This window comes from Streptomyces sp. NPDC059398 (assembly GCF_042751845.1).
Taxonomy (GTDB): Bacteria; Actinomycetota; Actinomycetes; order Streptomycetales; family Streptomycetaceae; genus Streptomyces.
The window spans coordinates 86,954-102,908 of sequence record NZ_JBHYWP010000010.1 but is presented as its reverse complement, the minus strand read 5'-3'; the positions used below and the strand labels follow the sequence as shown (position 1 = coordinate 102,908).

The following is a 15,955-nucleotide window of genomic DNA, read 5'->3' as shown; positions in this document are numbered from 1 at the left end:
GCCCCCCCCCGCGCCCGCGCCCCCCCCCCCCCCCGCCCGCCACACCCCCGCCCCCCGACCCCCTGCCCCCCCCCCCCGCCCCCGGCGGGGACGGCACAATGGGACGGTGAACGAGGCGATACCGGTGATCCGGGACGTGGACCAGGGCACCGCGAGACTGCTGCCCGACGTCGACCGGGAGCGCGCCTGGCTGCTCACGGTCGACGGGGCCCCGCAGTCGTACGTGGATCTGGACGATCCGGAGCATCTGGAATTCGAGTACGCGCGCAGACTCGGCCACGTCGTGGACTGCGCGGCCGGCCCCGGGGAGCCGCTCGACGTCGTGCACCTCGGCGGGGGCGCTCTCACACTGCCCCGCTATGTGGCGGCGCGCAGGCCGGGTTCGCGGCAGGAGGTGGTGGAGGCGGACCGGGGGCTGCTCTCTCTGGTCGCCGAGGCACTGCCGCTGCCGCACGGCTCGGGCATCACCGTGCACCCCATGGACGCGCGGGCCTGGCTGGACGGCCGTCCCCCGGCCTCAGCCGATGTGCTGATCGCGGACGTCTTCGGCGGTTCGAGGGTGCCCGCCCACCTGACATCGGCCGAGTACGCGCGGTCGGCGGCCCGGGTGCTGCGCGGTGACGGGGTCTACGCGGCGAACCTTGCCGACGGTGCGCCGTTCGGCTTTCTGCGGACCCAACTCGCCGCGTTCCGCGCGGTGTTCGTCGAGGTCGCGCTCATCGCTGAGCCGTCCGTACTGCGCGGGCGGCGCTTCGGCAACGCGGTCCTGGTCGCCTCGCACACCTGCTTGGACACCGCGGGACTGAGCCGGCGCACAGCATCGGACGCCTTTCCGGCCCGGGTCGAGCACGGTGCGTCGCTGGACCGGTTCACCGGCGGCGCCAGGCCGGTCACGGACGCGGAGGCGGTCGCCTCACCCGAGCCGCCCGAAGGGGCTTTCCGTATCGGGTGAGGGCCCGGCGCCGGGCGTCGGCTGTACGGCGGGTCCTGCGACCGTCCGGTCCGCCGGTGTCCATTCGGCGGCGGTCGGGTCCGCGGTTTCCTGGCTCCCCGCTTCCTGGCCCCCGGCCGCCCGGTCCGCGGCGGTCCGGCGCGTCAGATTCCGTACGTCCGGGACGCACAGCACCGCGGCCGTCAGCAGCGCGACGAGGCCCGCGCACCCCCACAGCGACGCGGTCCTCCCGAACGCCTGCTCCGCCGGGCCCGCGAGCGCCGTGGCGAGCGGCAGCATCGCGAGTGAGCCGAGCCAGTCGTAGGAGGAGACCCGGGAGAACTTGTCCTCGGGGATCTCCTGGTGCAGCGCCGTCATCCAGGAGACACCGAACGTCTCGACCAGCACGCCGCTGAAGAACATCACCCCCACCAGCGCGGCCAACGGCACCGGCACGGCCAGCGCGGCCGAGGGCAGTGCGAGCGGGAAGACACAGAGCGTCCCGGTCAGCAGCAGCCGCCGCGGTTTCCACCGCGTCATGATCAGCGCCCCGCCCACCGTGCCCGCGCCGAAGGCCGCGAGCGAAAGGCCCCAGGGGCCGGCGCCGCCGAGCGAGTCCCGGGCGACCAGCGGCCCGTAGACCGCCTCCGCCGCGCCGATGACCGCGTTGACCACGGCGAACTGCACGATGACGCTCCACAGCCAGGGCCGCCCGATGACCTCGCGCCAGCCCTCCCGCAGATCGGCCAGCATCCCGCCGCCCGGCGCACGCGGCGCGATATGGCTGACATCGAGGAAGGCCCGGAGCGATCCCGCGACGGCGAAGGCCGCCGCGTCGACGGCGAGCACCCAGCCCGGCCCGATCGCGGCGATCAGCGCGCCGCCCAGCGCGGCGCCGCCGATCCCCGCGCCCTGCATGGCCATCCGGTAGAACGCGAAGGCGCGGCCCGCCTCGTCGCCCTGGACGCTGGAGAGCAGCATGCCTTCGGAGGCGGGCGAGAAGAACGCCTGACCCGTACCGCACAGCGCGGTGAGCACCATCATCTGCCAGAGCGGCGGGTGACCTGTCAGGACCAGGACGGCGAAGGCGGCCTGGGACACGCAGTTCAGGGCGTTGGCCGCGACCATCACACGGTGGCGCGGCAGCCGGTCGGCCAGCGCTCCGCCGATCAGCAGGAAGAGAACGAGCGGCAGCGTACGGGCCGCGGCGAGCAGCCCCACGTCGCTGCTGTCGCCACCCGTGTCGAGGACGGCGAACGCCGAGGCGATCAGGGCTCCGTTGCTGCCGAGGCTGGTCACCACGGCGGCCGCTGTGAGCAGGGTGTAGTTGCGCCCGGCCCACGCGGGGCGGCGTATGGGGGAAGGGGCGGCAGCGGGAGACGTCACTCAGGGACTATCGCTGCCGCCGCCCCTCCCTGCCAAACGCCCGCCCGGCGCCTGTCCTGCGGCAACCGGGAGCAATCGGACGTGGCGGGCCGGATCCCGTCGGGCGCCGGGCCTCAGTCGTCGCTCGCGCCGGTGGGCTCGCCCGCCAGCCGCACCGTGCTGAGGATCTTGTCGACCGTCGCCTGCGGGAGCGCCCCGGGAACGCCGGTGCTGTTGTACAGGGAGAACGCCACGAAGTCGTCCTTGGTGTTCTTGAAGCCGAAGGTGATGGCCTGGCCGTCCGTGGTGCACTTGGACTTCTTCGGCACACCGGTCGCCCAGGCGCGGGCGAGGCTGCCCTTGACCCCGGACTTGGTGGTGTACGGCTTCGACTTGGAGGTCTTCACCAGTTTCTCGTTCGGCTGGGTGTAGGCGCCGTAGACCCACCAGGGCACCTGGTTCTCGGCGACCTGCTGGGTGTTCTTGGCCCCGTCCGCGCCCTTGGTCCCCGCCCCGCCGAGCCCGGTGTCCTCGGTGTAGCCGTCCTTGTCGGAGTCGTCCGTGCACCACTTGGACTTGTAGAACGCGGGCGCCGAGTGGCCGATCAGGGTCTTGCCCTTGTCGTCCTCGAAGCCGCTGAAGGTGCCGGACGACGCCACTTCCCAGTCGGGCGGCACATCGAAGGCCGTGCCCCACTTCGGGTTCACGACCACCTTCCACCCGGCGACGACCGGCTTGACGGCTTCGCCGCCCGCCCGCGGGTTGTCGGCGGGCGGGGGGCTCTGGCGGTCCTTGGACGCGGAGGCGGACGGGGACTTCTCGCCGGCCTGGACCGTGCCGCCCTTGCCGCCGTCGTCCTTGAACACGACCACACCGGTGATCACCGCGGCGGCGACGACGGCCGTCGCGGAGACGATCGCGATGACCGTCGTCTTCTTCCTGTCCTCGGGCGAGCGGGGTGCGCCGGGCGTTCCCACCGCGTACTGCGGAGCCGTCGGCTGCTGATACGGATTGGGCTGCTGGTAACCCTGCGGTGCTCCCTGCTGCGGAGGTTCTGGCTGAGGTTGACCCTGCTGGTAAGGGTTCGGCTGCTGGTACCCCGGCTGCTGATAGGGATTCGGGTTCTGGTCCTGCGGGTTCTGCTCGCCCCCGGGCGGCTGCTGTCCTGGCCACATGGCGAGTAACCATAGAGGTGACAGGGGCACGTCGCTACGGGCGCCCCCGGCCGGGGATGGCCAAGGGGAGCTACCGACGGGTAACCTCCGGTGTCATGACCGCAGATCAGATGTCGGCAGGCGAACTGCTCGCTGCCACGGTGCCCATGGCCAGGACCCTCAACCTCGACTTCCTGGAGACGACGCCGGAGCGGGCTGTCGTCCGTCTGCCGGACCAGGCCGGCTTCCACAACCACGTCGGCGGGCCGCACGCGGGTGCGATGTTCACGCTCGCGGAGTCGGCGAGCGGTGCGATCGTCATCGCCGCGTTCGGCGAACAGATGAAGCGCGCCGTACCGCTCGCGGTCCGCGCCGAGATCGACTACAAGAAGCTCGCGATGGGCGACGTCACCGCGACCGCCACCCTGGGCCGGCCGGTGGCCGATGTGGTGGCGGAGCTGGACGCGGGGGAGCGGCCCGAGTTCCCGGTCCACATCGCCATCCGGCGCGCGGACGAGGCGGTCACCGGTGAGATGACGGTGGTGTGGACGCTGCGTCCGAACTCGTGACCGGGGACGTGTGACGTGTGACCGGTGACTCTCCGGAGTCCCGACGGCTTCCCCGGACTCCTGACTGGTTCTCCTGACTGGTTCTCCTGACTCCTGTGAATCCTGGCTGCTTGCTGCTTGAGCCCTGGCTGCCGACGGGCGGCGGTCGGCCGGTGTCCCGGCCGGCCCCCGTCAGCCCCGGCTTCCGCCGTCGGCGGCCACGCCGGCCGAACGGGTAGGCTTCCCGCAGGCGGCGCGGGGGGCGCGCCCCCCGCAGACACGGGTACTTCGAAGGGCAGGGGCCGGCGTTGCACATCCAGGCATGGCTGGAGACGATTCCGGCGATCAGCATCTATCTCCTGGTCGCGGTGGTCATCGGGGTGGAGAGCCTCGGGATCCCGCTGCCGGGGGAGATCGTTCTGGTCAGCGCCGCCCTGCTGGCCTCCCAGCAGGGCCACATAGACCCGCTCGTCCTGGGCATCTGCGCCTCGGCGGGCGCGGTCGTCGGCGACTCCATCGGATACGCGATCGGGCGCAAGGGCGGACGCCCGCTGATCGCCTGGCTCGGCCGCAAATTCCCCGGACACTTCAGCGGGGCCAACATCGCCATGGCGGAGCGGTCCTTCGAGAAGTGGGGCATGTGGGCGGTGTTCTTCGGCCGTTTCATCGCCCTGCTGCGCATCTTCGCCGGGCCGCTGGCGGGCGTACTGCACATGCCGTACTGGAAGTTCCTCATCGCCAACATGCTCGGCGGCATCCTCTGGGCCGGCGGTACGACGGCGGCCGTCTACTACGTGGGCGTGGTCGCGGAGTCGTGGTTCAAGAACTTCTCGTACGCGGGCCTCGCCGTGGCCGCCGTACTCGGGGTGGCCTCGATGCTCGTCATCAAGAACCGGGCGAAGAAGGCGCACGCGAAGGCCGAAGCGGCCGCCGAGACGCCGGACTCCGTACCCGCCGACTGAGCCCACCGGCCACCGGCCACCAGCACCGTCCACCGGCACCAGCGCGGCCGGAGGCCGGCGGCTCAGCGGTCCGGTGGCGGGTCCGGGTAGTGGATGACCTCGCAGTCGTCGAGAACCACCGCCCCTTCGGTGATCAGCTCGTCGAGCTGGGGCAGGAACGCCCGGATCCGGTCGGCGGTGTCCACGATCACCACGGCCACCGGCAGATCCTCGCTGAGCGACAGCAGCCGCTGCGTATGGATCATGGACGACGAGCCGAAGCCCTCGATGCCCCGGAAGGCGCTCGCGCCCGCCAGCCCCGCACGGTGGGCCCGGTGCACGATCTCCGAGTACACCGGCTTGTGGTGCCAGAGGTCGGACTCCCCGACGAAGATGGTCGCCCGCAGAGCCGCCGTGCCGCTCGGACCGGTCATGTCTGCCTCCACGCGACGGCGCGGCGTGTCAGCCACACCGTGCTCCACACGGCCGCGAGGGCCGCTACCAGTGTCAGTACGAGATATGCCAGACCGGTACGGGCATGGCCGCCGTCCACCAGTCGCTGGATGTCCACCGCGTAGGTGGAGAACGTGGTGAATCCGCCGAGCACCCCGGTGCCGAAGAACGGACGCACCAGCCGGTGCGCCGCCCACACATCGGTGATCACCACCATGAACACCCCGATCACCGCGCACCCCACGACGTTCACCAGCAGGGTCGTCCAGGGGAAGGTCCCGGCCGCCGTGGGCCAGAGCAGCGCGGCACCGTACCGCGCCGAGGCTCCGCAGACGCCGCCGAGGGACACCGCCGCCAGCACCGGCCACGGGCCGAGGAACGGGCCGTGGCGCCGGGGACGCCGGGGTGCGGGCAGCAGCGGCCCGCCGCCGGGACCCGGCCCGGCCGGCTGATCCGCTGTGCGGTCCGCACCCATGGACATCCGTCTCCCGGTCGCAGATCACCCGCGCACGGCGCGGGCGCGCCTTCAGGCTAGCCCCGGGCGGCGCGGCCCCGCCATCGGACGAGCCATCGGGCGGGACGGGCTCAGCCGACTTCCCGGTGGCCCTTCACCAGCTCCAGATACATCGCCGCGTTGAGCTTGATGCCCTCGCGCTCCTCGTCGGTCAGCTCGCGCTTGACCTTGGCCGGGACCCCGGCCACCAGCGAGCCGGGCGGCACCCGCATGCCCTGCGGGACGAGCGCCTGGGCCGCGATCAGCGAACCGGCCCCGATGTGCGCGCCGTTGAGGACCGTGGCGCCCATGCCGACGAGTACGTCGTCCTCGACCGTGCACCCGTGCAGTACGGCGTTGTGGCCGACGGACACCCGCTCGCCGACCGTGACCGGGAACCCGGGGTCGACATGCACCGTGCAGTTGTCCTGGATGTTGCTGTCGGCGCCGACCACGATCGGCCCGCAGTCGGCCCGCAGCACCGTGTGGTACCAGACGCTGGAACCGGCGGCGAGTGTCACGTCGCCGACGACGACGGACGTCGGGGCCGTGAAGGACCGCGGGTCGACCGCAGGCTCCCGGCCGCCGACACCACTGATCAAGGACTGCTCCGCCACTGCTGTCTCCTTGCTCCCCGCATCGCTTCCCGCGCCGCATCCGCTTCCGCGGGACCCGGGGGTTGCTCCGTATGGTGCGCGCCGTGCCCTCCGGAACCGTAAGCGACGGTGGGTCGAAGATCACAGCCCGCCCCTCTGATCGGTGCCGGAGGCGCTGAGTACGGTGTGGGGGTGGCCCGGAACAGAAACACGTTCTCATCGCTGACCTCCCGTGCGCTGCACGCCGGATGGCAGTGGGCGCAGCGGGCGGGCGCGGTGACGGCGGAGCGGCCGGGGAGGCTGCGCTTCCGCCGGATCGGCACCGGTACGAGGCTCGCCTTTCCGCAGGGAGCCGTCTTCGGCGAGCCCTGGATCGAGCTGGGCGACCACTGCGTCATCGGTGAACAGGTCACGCTCACCGCGGGGATGATGCCCGGCCTCGACCTCGGCCCCGAGCCGATCCTGACGCTGGGCGACGGTGTGGTGCTCGGCCGCGGCAGCCATGTCATCGCCGACACCAGGGTCACCGTCGGCTCGGACACCTACTGCGGCCCGTACGTCTACATCACGTCCACGAACCACAGTTACGACGATCCGCACGAGCCCATAGGCAAGCAGTGGCCGCGGATGGAGCCCGTCGTGATCGGCCCCGGGTGCTGGCTGGGGACCGGCGCCGTCGTCCTGCCGGGGGCTCGGCTCGGCCGCAATGTCGTGGTCGCGGCCGGTGCGGTCGTACGTGGCGAGGTGCCCGACCACGCGGTGGTGGCCGGGGCGCCCGCCCGGGTCGTACGGCGCTGGGACGCGGAGAAGGGGTGGCAGCCCCCGCTGCGTACGCCCGCCCCCGTGCCCATCCCGGAAGGCGTCACACCGGAGCAGCTGCTGGCCCTGGAGGGTCTGGAGCCCGGCACCGCCTGACCGGTTCCGCGCCGGGCGCCGACTCGTCCCGCTGGTCCGCAGGTCAGCCGGTCGCGAGCAGGACCGTTCCGACCAGTGCCAGCCCAGCGCCTGCGGCCTGCACCGCCCGCAGCCGCTCATTGAGGACGGTGCGTGCGGCGAGCGCCGTGACCACCGGGTAGAGGGAGGCCAGGACCGCGGCGACGGTGACCGGGCCCGCGTGGGCGGCGAGCGAGTAAGTGCCGTTGGCCGCCACATCGGCGAGACCGACGAAGGCGAGCGCCGGAAGCGACCGCAGGACCAGCCCCGCCCCGCCCTCCTCGGGCAGCGCCCGGCCCCCGCGCCGCACCGATACGTACAGGGCCGTCCCGCCGACGACCACATTGGCGACGCGCTGCACGAACAGGGCGAGGAAGAGGCCGGTGAGGGTGGTGGACGCCTCCGAGATCAGGGACATCACCGCGCCGAACCCCACAGCCGCGACCAGCGTCAGCGCGACCGCCCGCCGCTGCACCGGCGCCCCCCGCAGCTCGGGTCCGCCCGCCAGCACCACGCCCGCGACCGCCACCGCGATCCCGGCGAACTGCGGTATGCCGGGGCGCTCCCCGAGCGCCAGTCCGACGCCGACCGGGACGACGACTCCGAGCGAGCCGAGCGGTGACACCACGCCCATCGGCCCGAGCGCGAGCGCCTGGTAGAAGCTGAGCATCGCCACCGGGCCCACCACGCCGGCCGCCACGGCGAACCAGAGCCGGGGTCCGGCCTCGCTCCAGCCGCCGGTGGCCGCCACGACCGAGCCGAGCACCACCACGGCTGCCGCCTGGGAGACGACGACCACCGTCAGGGCGGGTGTCCGCCGGGTGAGGAGCCCGCCGCCGAAGTCGGCCAGCCCCCAGAGCAGGCTGGTGGCCAGGGCGAAGAGGGCAGTCATCGGGACCTCGCAGTACAGTGTGGTGGATCGGTGGGTACACCACACGGTAGTGCAGAATATTCAACCCTGTCATCCAGGATAATGGACGGAACGTGTCGGACTTCGATCAGCTCACCCAGTCGCTCGCCCGGAATCTCAAGCGCTGGCGCGGTGAGCGGGGTTTCACGCTCGACGCACTGGCCGCGCGGGCGGGGGTCAGCCGGGGAATGATCATCCAGATCGAACAGGCCCGGACGAACCCCAGTGTCGGCACCACGGTCAAGCTCGCGGACGCCCTCGGGGTCAGCATCACCACGCTCCTCGACTACGAGCAGGGGCCGCAGGTCAGGATCGTCCCCGCCGACCAGGCGGTCCGGATGTGGGGGACCGACGCGGGCAGCCATACGGTCCTGCTGGTGGGCAACGAGACGCGTGGGCCGCTGGAGCTGTGGTCCTGGCGGCTGATGCCCGGTGACGGCAGCACATCGGACGCGCACCCGCCGGGGACGGTGGAGCTGCTGCATGTCACCTCCGGTGAACTCACCCTGGTCGCCGACGGGGTGGCGCACTCCGTACCGGCCGGGACCTCGGCGACCTTCGAGGCCGGCGTGGCGCACGCCTACCGCAACGAGGGCACCGAGACGGTCGAGATGACGATGGCGGTCTCCATCCCGCCGGTCGGCCGGCAGCGCCCCTGAGGGCCCCGGTGGCTGTCGGCCGGGGTGTGCGGGGCGGCTGTTAGCGTGAAGCGTATGCGCGCTCCCATCGGTACGTTCGACGATGTCCGCCACGCCCAGGACTGCCTGGACCTGCTCACCGCCCCGGTCGCTGAAGCGGTGCGGCACTGGCAGGGGGACGTCCCCGCCCAGGAGCTGATCTACGTGGACAGCGATCCGGAGATCGCCGACACGGCCGCGTTCGTGGCGCACTACGGGCCCGAGCTGATGGATGTGTCGGCGAACTGCGTCATCGTCGCGGGCAAGCGCGGCGGGGAGACCTCACTCGCCGCCTGTCTGGTGCTCTCCCGCAGCCGCCTCGATGTCAACGGCGCCGTCCGCAGGCAACTCGGCGCGCGCAAGGCGTCCTTCGCGCCCGTGGACACGGCCACCGGCGAGACCGGTATGGAGTACGGCGGGATCACCCCGGTCGGGCTGCCGGCGGGCTGGCCGCTGCTGGTGGACTCCGCCGTGGCGGACCTGGAGTGGGCGCTGGTCGGCAGCGGCAGCCGCCGGGGCAAGCTGATCGTGCCGGGAAAGGTCTTCGCCGGACTGCCGGGCGCCGTCCTCATCGAGGGCCTGGGCGGCTGAGGCGCCCGGGACCGCTCCCGGTCCCGGCGCCCGCGCGTCAGCCCAGGGTGGGGATTCAGCCCAGGGCAGCGAATCAGCCCAGGGCGGGGATTCAGCCCAGGGCGGGGATCTCGATGGCCGGGCACCGGTCCATGACCATGTCGCGGCCCGCCGCCCGCACCCGCCCGTACGCCTCCTCGTCCACCACCCCGAGCTGGAACCAGACGGCCTTGGCGCCGATGGCCACCGCCTCGTCGGCGACCGGGCCCGCCAGACCGCTGTTGACGAAGACGTCCACGACGTCGACCGGGAACGGGATGTCGGAGAGCGACGCGTACCCCTGCTCGCCGTGGACCGTCTCCGCCTTGGGGTGGACCGGTACGACACGCTTGCCGAAGCGCTGGAGCACGCCGGCCACGCCGTACGCCGCCCGCCCTCTGTTGTTCGACAGACCCACCACCGCCCAGGTGTCGCCGGTCGCGGTGAGGATCTTGCGGATGGTGTCCCTGTCTGCGTACATGCCCGGACAACGGTGTACCCGCCGGGACTGTTCCCGCCCGGCCGCATAGGCTGGGCCGATGCAGGAGCAGTACCGGACGCTCGCCCGCGCGGGCGAGCACGAGACCGAGATCAACCGATCGCGCTTCATCTGCGCACTGGCGCCCGCCGCGACCGAGGAGGAGGCCCAGGCCTTCCTCGTACGGGTCCGCAAGGAGCACCCCGGCGCTTCCCATCACTGCTTCGCGTACGTCATCGGCGCCGACGCCTCCGTGCAGAAGGCCGGCGACGACGGCGAGCCCGGAGGCACCGCCGGTGTGCCGATGCTCCAGATGCTGCTGCGGCGCGAGGTGCGGTACGCCATCGCTGTCGTCACCCGCTACTACGGCGGTGTGAAGCTGGGAGCGGGCGGTCTGATCCGGGCCTACGGCGGAGCCGTCGGGGAGGCCCTGGACGAAGTGGGGACCGTCGTCAGACAGCGCTACCGGCTGGCCACGGTCACCGTCGACCACCAGCGCGCGGGCAAGCTGGAGAACGACCTGCGGGCCACCGGCCGCGCCGTGCGGGAGGTCCGCTACGCGGAGGCGGTGACGATCGAGGTCGCCCTGCCGGACGCCGAGGCCGACGACTTCCGGGCCTGGCTCGCCGACAGCACGGCGGGCGCGGCGACCCTGGAACTGGGCGCCGAGGCGTACGGCGACATCTGAGCCCCCGGGCACCGCCCCCTCCTGTGCCGTTCCGCCCTCCGGTTGCCGCACGCCGTCAACCTCGGTTGGGGGCAGGTCCGTTGGGGTTGCCTTCTCATATCCTCGATATTTACTATCCAGAATATGAGGATCACCGGGCACTTCATCGCGTACACATTCGTCCGCCCGGTCCTCCAGGACATCTCCGGATTCGACTCCCACCTGATCAGCTCGCTGCTGCTCGTCTACGGAGTGGCGGGCATCGTCGGCAACTTCGTGGCCGGTTCACGGGCCGCGACCCATGTCCGGCGGACCCTCTTCACCATCGCGATCGTGCTGGCGGCCGCGATGGCGCTGATTCCCGTACTCGGCACCGGCCGCATCGGCGGAGTCGTCCTGCTGGTGGTCTGGGGCCTCGGGTACGGCGGAGTCTCGGTGAGCCTGCAGACCTGGATGCTCAAGGCCGCCCCGGACGCGAACGAAGCCGCCTCGTCCCTCTTCGTCCTGATGTTCAACCTGTCGATCGCGCTCGGGGCCCTGACAGGAGGCCTCGTCGTGGACGGCTCCACCTCCGGTGTGCTGTGGCTCGGCGGCGCCTTCGTACTCCTGACCGCGGTCGCGGTGGGCGCGTCCCGGAAGCCGCGGCTCGCCTAGATCTGCTGTACGGGCCCCCGAACCCTTCCGGGGCCGTGCCCGACGGGCTTCTCGCCCACCGCGGCCGTATCCGTCACGGCTGCCCGTCCTGTCCTGTCCGTCCTGGTCGTGACCCCGGCCCCCCGGCACCGATGGCAGACTGAGGTCCGTGACGGACCGGGCGCCGGGCGGCTCAGGGGCGGCCGGCGGGACCGGCCGGGCCAGCACCGAACCGGTGCTGGTCCTGGGGGCGGAGTGAGGGGAACCATGCGGGTCGGAGACGGACAGTGAGGCTCCTGCACACATCGGACTGGCACCTGGGCCGGTCGTTCCACCGCGTCGGGCTCCTCGACGCCCAGGCGGCGTACCTCGACCACCTGGTGGCGACCGTGCGGGAGCGCGAGGTGGACGCGGTCCTGGTGGCGGGGGACGTCTACGACCGGGCGGTGCCCCCGCTCGCCGCTGTGGAGCTCTTCGACCGGGCGCTGCACCGGCTCGCCGACGCGGGCGTCGCGACGGTGATGATCTCGGGCAACCACGACTCGGCCCGCAGACTCGGAGTGGGCGCGGGCCTCATCCGGCTGGCCGGGATCCATCTGCGCACCGACCCGGCGGACTGCGCCACCCCGGCGATCCTCTCCGACCGGCACGGCGATGTGGCGCTCTACGGGCTGCCGTACCTGGAACCGGCCCTGGTACGCGACGAGCTGAAGGCGGCACGGACCGGCCACGAAGCCGTGCTGACCGCCGCAATGGACCGGGTGCGCGCCGACCTCGCGGGCCGCGCCCCGGGCACCCGCTCCGTGGTCCTGGCCCATGCCTTCGTCGCCGGAGGGGAGCCCAGCGACAGTGAGCGCGACATCACGGTCGGCGGGGTGGCCGCCGTACCGGCCGGAGTCTTCGCGGGCGTCGACTACGCGGCGCTCGGCCATCTGCACGGCTGCCAGACGGTCACCGAGCGGGTCCGCTACTCGGGCTCCCCGCTCGCCTACTCCTTCTCCGAGGCCGACCACCGCAAGACCATGTGGCTGATCGATCTCGGCCCGGCCGGCGAGATCACCGCCGAGCGGATCGACTGCCCCGCCCCCCGGCGGCTCGCCAGGATCCGGGGCCGCCTGGACGCGCTGCTGGAGGACCCGGCGCTGGAGCGGCACGAGGATGCCTGGGTGGAGGCCACCCTCACCGACCCGGTGCGCCCGGCCGATCCGATGGCCCGGCTCGGCGCCCGCTTCCCGCACACCCTCAGCCTGGTCTTCGAACCCGACCGCACCACCGGGGACCCGCACGCCTCCTACGCCCAGCGCCTCAGGGGGCGTACCGACCAGCAGATCGCGGAGGACTTCGTGGCGCATGTACGGGGCGGAGCGGGGCCCGACGCCGAAGAGCGGGGGGTGCTCTCCGGGGCTTTCGACGACGTACGGGTGGACGACGGGGCGAACGAGGTGGCGCGATGAGACTGCACACCCTGCGCATCGCCGCGTTCGGCCCCTTCGCCGCCCGCCAGGAGGTCGACTTCGACTCCCTCTCCGAAGCCGGGCTCTTCCTTCTGCACGGGCCGACCGGCGCGGGCAAGACATCGGTACTCGACGCCGTGTGCTACGCGCTCTACGGGGCGGTGCCCGGCGCGCGGCAGAGCCCCGGCGCCACGCTGCGCAGCGACCACGCGGCCGTGGGCGAGGCCACTGAGGTCTCGCTGGAGCTGAGTGTCGGCGAGCGCCGCCTGGAAGTGACCCGGCTGCCCGCCCAGCCGCGCCCCAAGAAGCGCGGCGACGGCTTCGTCACGGAGAAGGCCCAGAGCAGACTGCGCGAGTACGACCGGCGGTCCGGCGGCTGGCGGTCGCTGAGCAAGTCCCACCAGGAGATCGGCGAGGAGATCACCCAGCTCATCGGGATGAGCAGGGAGCAGTTCTGCCAGGTGGTGCTGTTGCCCCAGGGGGACTTCGCCCGTTTTCTGCGGGCGGACGCCGAGGCACGCGGAAAGCTCCTCGGCCGGCTCTTCGACACCCGGCGCTTCGCCGCCGTCGAGGAGCGGCTCGCCGCACTGCGCCGGGCGGCCGAGACCCAGGTGCTCGCCGGTGACGTGCGGCTGCTGACCCTCGCGCACCGGATGGCCGAGGCCGCGGGCCCGGCCGCCGACGACTGGCCGCTGCCGGGCGACCGGCCCGGCGAACCCGGCCTCGCCGAGGCCGTCATCGGCTGGGCGGCGGTGGCGCGCGCCGGGGCCCGCGAACGGCTCGACATCGCCGGGGCCGCCCTGTCCGCAGCGGAGAGCCGGCAGGCCGCGGCCCGGACCGCCCTGGAGAACCAGCGCGAACTGGCCAGGCTCCAGGAGCGGTTCGAGCAGACGCGCCGCCGCGCCGATGAGCTGGCGCACCGCCGCGGCGAACGCGACGAGGTGCGCGCCAGGCTGGACCGGGCGCGCCGGGCGGAGCGGATCTCCGACGCGCTGGCGCAGCGCGACGAAGCGGTCCGGCACCACCGCGAGGCCGTCACCGCCCGGGAGCGCGACCGGCGTGAACTTCCCGCCGAGCTGGCCGACGCCGGCGCCGACCAGCTCTCGGCGCTGGAGCGGGGACTCCGTCAGGACCTCGGTGCGCTGGACGCGGCGCGGCGGGCCGAGCGGCGCAGCGCCGAGATCACCGCCGAGCGCGCGGACCTCGACCGCCAGGCGCACGCCGACGACGAGCTGATCCGTGAGGCGGCCGACTGGCTGGCTGGCTGGGACACCGTGCTCCGCCGCTGCCAGGACCGAATCGAGGCCGCGCAGGAAGCCGCGACCCGCACCGAGCAGCTGGCCGGACAGCTCGACCCGGCCCGCCGGCGTCTTGCGGCCGCGCGCGAACGCGACCGGCTCGCCCGCGACGCCGCGGCGGCCGAGGCCCGGCTGAGCGAGACGCGCGAGCGGGCCAACGCCGCACACGAGAGCTGGCTCGACCTGCGCGAGCGACGGCTGCGCGGAGTCGCGGCCGAGCTGGCGGCCGGGCTGCGCGAGGGTGAGCCGTGCGCGGTGTGCGGGGCGGCCGACCACCCGGCGCCCGCCAGGCCGGGCGCGGGCCATGTGGACCGCGCCGCTGAGGAGGCGGCGTACGAGAAGCACACCCGCGCCGACAAGGAGCGGGCCGCCGCGGAGCGCGCACTCGGTGCGGTCCGCGAGGCGGTCGCGGAAGCGCGGGCGGGGGCCGGGGACGCCACCACCGCCGAACTCGCCGAGCTGGTAGGCTGGTTGGAGCGCGACCACACCGAAGCGCACGGTACGGCCACCGGCATGCACGCCGCCCGTGAGGAGCGCGACCGCGCCGAACACGAACACGCCGAACGCACCGCCGCCCAGCAGCAGGCCGAACGCCGCGCCGCCGCCCGTACCTCGCGGCGCGAGGTGCTGGAGCAGCAGCAGTCCGTGCTGGAGGAAGAGCTGGTCCGGGCGCGCGGCGGCTCGGCAAGCGTCGCCGAACACGCCGCGCTGCTGGAGCGGCGGATGGGGTTCCTGGAGCGCGCGGCCGAGACGGTACGCGCGGTCGACACCACGGCCGAGCGGCTCAAGGAGGCCGACGGCCGGCTCGCCGACGCCGCTTTCCGTGCCGGGTTCGGCACTCCCCAGGAGGCGGCGGCCGAACTCACCGACGCAGCCGGACAGCGCGGCCTCCAGCAGCGTCTCGACGTCTGGCAGGCGGAGGAGGCAGCCCTCGCCGAACGCCTCGCCGAGCAGGACGCGGCGGACGCGGCCGCCCGTCCGCCGGCCGATCCGGCCGGGGCCCTGGCGGAGTTCGGCACCGCGGAGCGCGCCTATCTGGAGGCGTCGTCGGTACGGGACGCCGCCCTCAAGCGCTGCACCGCCCTCCAGCGGCTCTCCGGGCAGGCCGCCGACGAGCTGACCGGTCTGGGGCCGCTGCGCGCCGCGTACGACAGGGTGGCCCGCCTGGCCACGCTCGCCGCCGGCACATCGGCCGACAACGAACGGAAGATGCGCCTGGAGTCGTATGTCCTGGCCGCCCGTCTGGAGCAGGTCGCGGCCGCGGCGACCGTCCGGCTGCAGACCATGTCGGCCGGGCGCTACACCCTGGTCCACTCCGACGCCAGGACAGGCGGCCGGGGCCGCTCCGGACTCGGGCTGCACGTACTGGACTCCTGGACGGGGCGGGAGCGCGACACCGCGACGCTGTCCGGGGGCGAGACGTTCTTCGCGTCGCTCGCCCTCGCACTGGGCCTGGCCGACGTCGTCACCGACGAAGCGGGCGGCACCCGGCTGGACACGCTCTTCATCGACGAGGGCTTCGGCAGTCTGGACGAACAGACCCTGGACGACGTGCTCGACGTCCTGGACTCCCTGCGCGAACGCGACCGCAGCGTCGGCATCGTCAGCCATGTCGGCGATCTGCGCCGCCGGATCCCGGCCCAGCTGGAGATCGTCAAGGAGCAGAGCGGCTCGGCGGTCCGGCACCACTCGGCGGGAGCCGCACCCCGACAACCAAGAGGAGGGAGGGGCACACCCGCCGCGCCAGGCGCCCCCCACACCCCCACACCGCCGCGCCCCCCCCCCCCCCCCCCCGGCGGCGGGGGGGGGGGGGGG

The 15,955-nt window shown here is 73.1% G+C and carries 16 protein-coding genes and 1 pseudogene; 10 read left to right on the top strand and 7 right to left on the bottom strand.

Annotation, left to right across the window (positions count from 1 at the left end; genetic code table 11):
* Positions 1 to 106: 106 nt before the first annotated feature.
* On the top strand, positions 107 to 952 hold the full coding sequence (locus ACFXBC_RS06270; protein WP_385019262.1) for a spermidine synthase: 846 nt from the start codon (positions 107 to 109) through the stop codon (positions 950 to 952).
* Here ACFXBC_RS06270 and ACFXBC_RS06265 read toward each other — a convergent pair.
* Both ACFXBC_RS06265 and ACFXBC_RS06260 read right to left on the bottom strand, forming a co-directional pair.
* Entirely contained in the window at positions 914 to 2,317 is a 1,404-nt protein-coding gene (locus ACFXBC_RS06265) for an MFS transporter (RefSeq protein ID WP_385019260.1), read from the bottom strand. The genes ACFXBC_RS06270 and ACFXBC_RS06265 overlap by 39 nt on opposite strands.
* Positions 2,318 to 2,430: 113 nt before the next feature.
* Complete coding sequence (locus tag ACFXBC_RS06260) at positions 2,431 to 3,471, bottom strand: hypothetical protein (protein ID WP_385019258.1); 1,041 nt, start codon at positions 3,469 to 3,471, stop codon at positions 2,431 to 2,433.
* A gap of 110 nt (positions 3,472 to 3,581) precedes the next feature.
* Between ACFXBC_RS06260 and ACFXBC_RS06255 the strand changes: the two genes are divergently transcribed.
* Entirely contained in the window at positions 3,582 to 4,019 is a 438-nt protein-coding gene (locus ACFXBC_RS06255; RefSeq protein WP_385019270.1) for a DUF4442 domain-containing protein, read from the top strand.
* A 287-nt stretch (positions 4,020 to 4,306) separates the two neighbouring features.
* Positions 4,307 to 4,960 carry a DedA family protein gene (locus ACFXBC_RS06250; protein ID WP_385019256.1) on the top strand — a complete coding sequence of 218 codons (654 nt, stop codon included), beginning with the start codon at positions 4,307 to 4,309 and terminating at the stop codon, positions 4,958 to 4,960.
* A 62-nt stretch (positions 4,961 to 5,022) separates the two neighbouring features.
* Here ACFXBC_RS06250 and ACFXBC_RS06245 read toward each other — a convergent pair whose 3' ends face one another.
* The 3 genes from ACFXBC_RS06245 to ACFXBC_RS06235 form a co-directional block, all read right to left on the bottom strand.
* Entirely contained in the window at positions 5,023 to 5,373 is a 351-nt protein-coding gene (locus tag ACFXBC_RS06245; protein WP_385019254.1) for a DUF190 domain-containing protein, read from the bottom strand.
* A complete protein-coding gene (gene crcB, locus ACFXBC_RS06240; RefSeq protein WP_385019252.1) occupies positions 5,370 to 5,867 on the bottom strand; it encodes a fluoride efflux transporter CrcB in 498 nt (165 codons plus the stop codon). Before crcB ends, ACFXBC_RS06245 begins: the two co-directional genes overlap by 4 nt.
* Before the next feature lie 110 nt (positions 5,868 to 5,977).
* The gene (locus tag ACFXBC_RS06235) at positions 5,978 to 6,502 is read right to left on the bottom strand and encodes a gamma carbonic anhydrase family protein (protein WP_385019250.1); all 525 of its coding nucleotides are present in this window, start codon (positions 6,500 to 6,502) and stop codon (positions 5,978 to 5,980) included.
* Between the two features lie 171 nt (positions 6,503 to 6,673).
* On the opposite strand from ACFXBC_RS06235, the gene ACFXBC_RS06230 reads away from it, so the two are divergent.
* A complete protein-coding gene (locus tag ACFXBC_RS06230; RefSeq protein WP_385019248.1) occupies positions 6,674 to 7,396 on the top strand; it encodes an acyltransferase in 723 nt (240 codons plus the stop codon).
* Between the two features lie 43 nt (positions 7,397 to 7,439).
* Here ACFXBC_RS06230 and ACFXBC_RS06225 read toward each other — a convergent pair whose 3' ends face one another.
* Complete coding sequence (locus tag ACFXBC_RS06225) at positions 7,440 to 8,306, bottom strand: EamA family transporter (protein WP_385019246.1); 867 nt, start codon at positions 8,304 to 8,306, stop codon at positions 7,440 to 7,442.
* 92 nt (positions 8,307 to 8,398) lie between these two features.
* Here ACFXBC_RS06225 and ACFXBC_RS06220 point away from each other — a divergent pair, with 92 nt between their 5' ends.
* Both ACFXBC_RS06220 and ACFXBC_RS06215 read left to right on the top strand, forming a co-directional pair.
* On the top strand, positions 8,399 to 8,983 hold the full coding sequence (locus ACFXBC_RS06220; RefSeq protein ID WP_385019244.1) for a helix-turn-helix domain-containing protein: 585 nt from the start codon (positions 8,399 to 8,401) through the stop codon (positions 8,981 to 8,983).
* A 54-nt stretch (positions 8,984 to 9,037) separates the two neighbouring features.
* Positions 9,038 to 9,592 carry a YbaK/EbsC family protein gene (locus ACFXBC_RS06215; protein WP_385019242.1) on the top strand — a complete coding sequence of 185 codons (555 nt, stop codon included), beginning with the start codon at positions 9,038 to 9,040 and terminating at the stop codon, positions 9,590 to 9,592.
* Positions 9,593 to 9,683: 91 nt separating this feature from the next.
* Here the strand turns inward: ACFXBC_RS06215 and ACFXBC_RS06210 are convergent, their stop codons facing one another.
* Complete coding sequence (locus tag ACFXBC_RS06210; RefSeq protein ID WP_385019240.1) at positions 9,684 to 10,091, bottom strand: CoA-binding protein; 408 nt, start codon at positions 10,089 to 10,091, stop codon at positions 9,684 to 9,686.
* 58 nt (positions 10,092 to 10,149) lie between these two features.
* Between ACFXBC_RS06210 and ACFXBC_RS06205 the strand changes: the two genes are divergently transcribed.
* From ACFXBC_RS06205 to ACFXBC_RS06190, 4 genes and pseudogenes are all read left to right on the top strand, one after another.
* On the top strand, positions 10,150 to 10,776 hold the full coding sequence (locus ACFXBC_RS06205) for a YigZ family protein (RefSeq protein ID WP_385019238.1): 627 nt from the start codon (positions 10,150 to 10,152) through the stop codon (positions 10,774 to 10,776).
* A gap of 123 nt (positions 10,777 to 10,899) precedes the next feature.
* Positions 10,900 to 11,409 (top strand): MFS transporter, encoded by a 510-nt coding sequence (locus tag ACFXBC_RS06200; RefSeq protein ID WP_385019236.1) that lies wholly within the window; start codon positions 10,900 to 10,902, stop codon positions 11,407 to 11,409.
* 266 nt (positions 11,410 to 11,675) lie between these two features.
* Positions 11,676 to 12,842: an exonuclease SbcCD subunit D gene (locus tag ACFXBC_RS06195; RefSeq protein ID WP_385019234.1), complete on the top strand. Its 1,167-nt coding sequence runs from the start codon at positions 11,676 to 11,678 to the stop codon at positions 12,840 to 12,842.
* Positions 12,839 to 15,832 (top strand): annotated as a pseudogene (locus ACFXBC_RS06190) (AAA family ATPase); the annotation flags it as partial. The gene ACFXBC_RS06195 and the pseudogene ACFXBC_RS06190, both read left to right, overlap by 4 nt.
* Positions 15,833 to 15,955 lie beyond the last annotated feature (123 nt).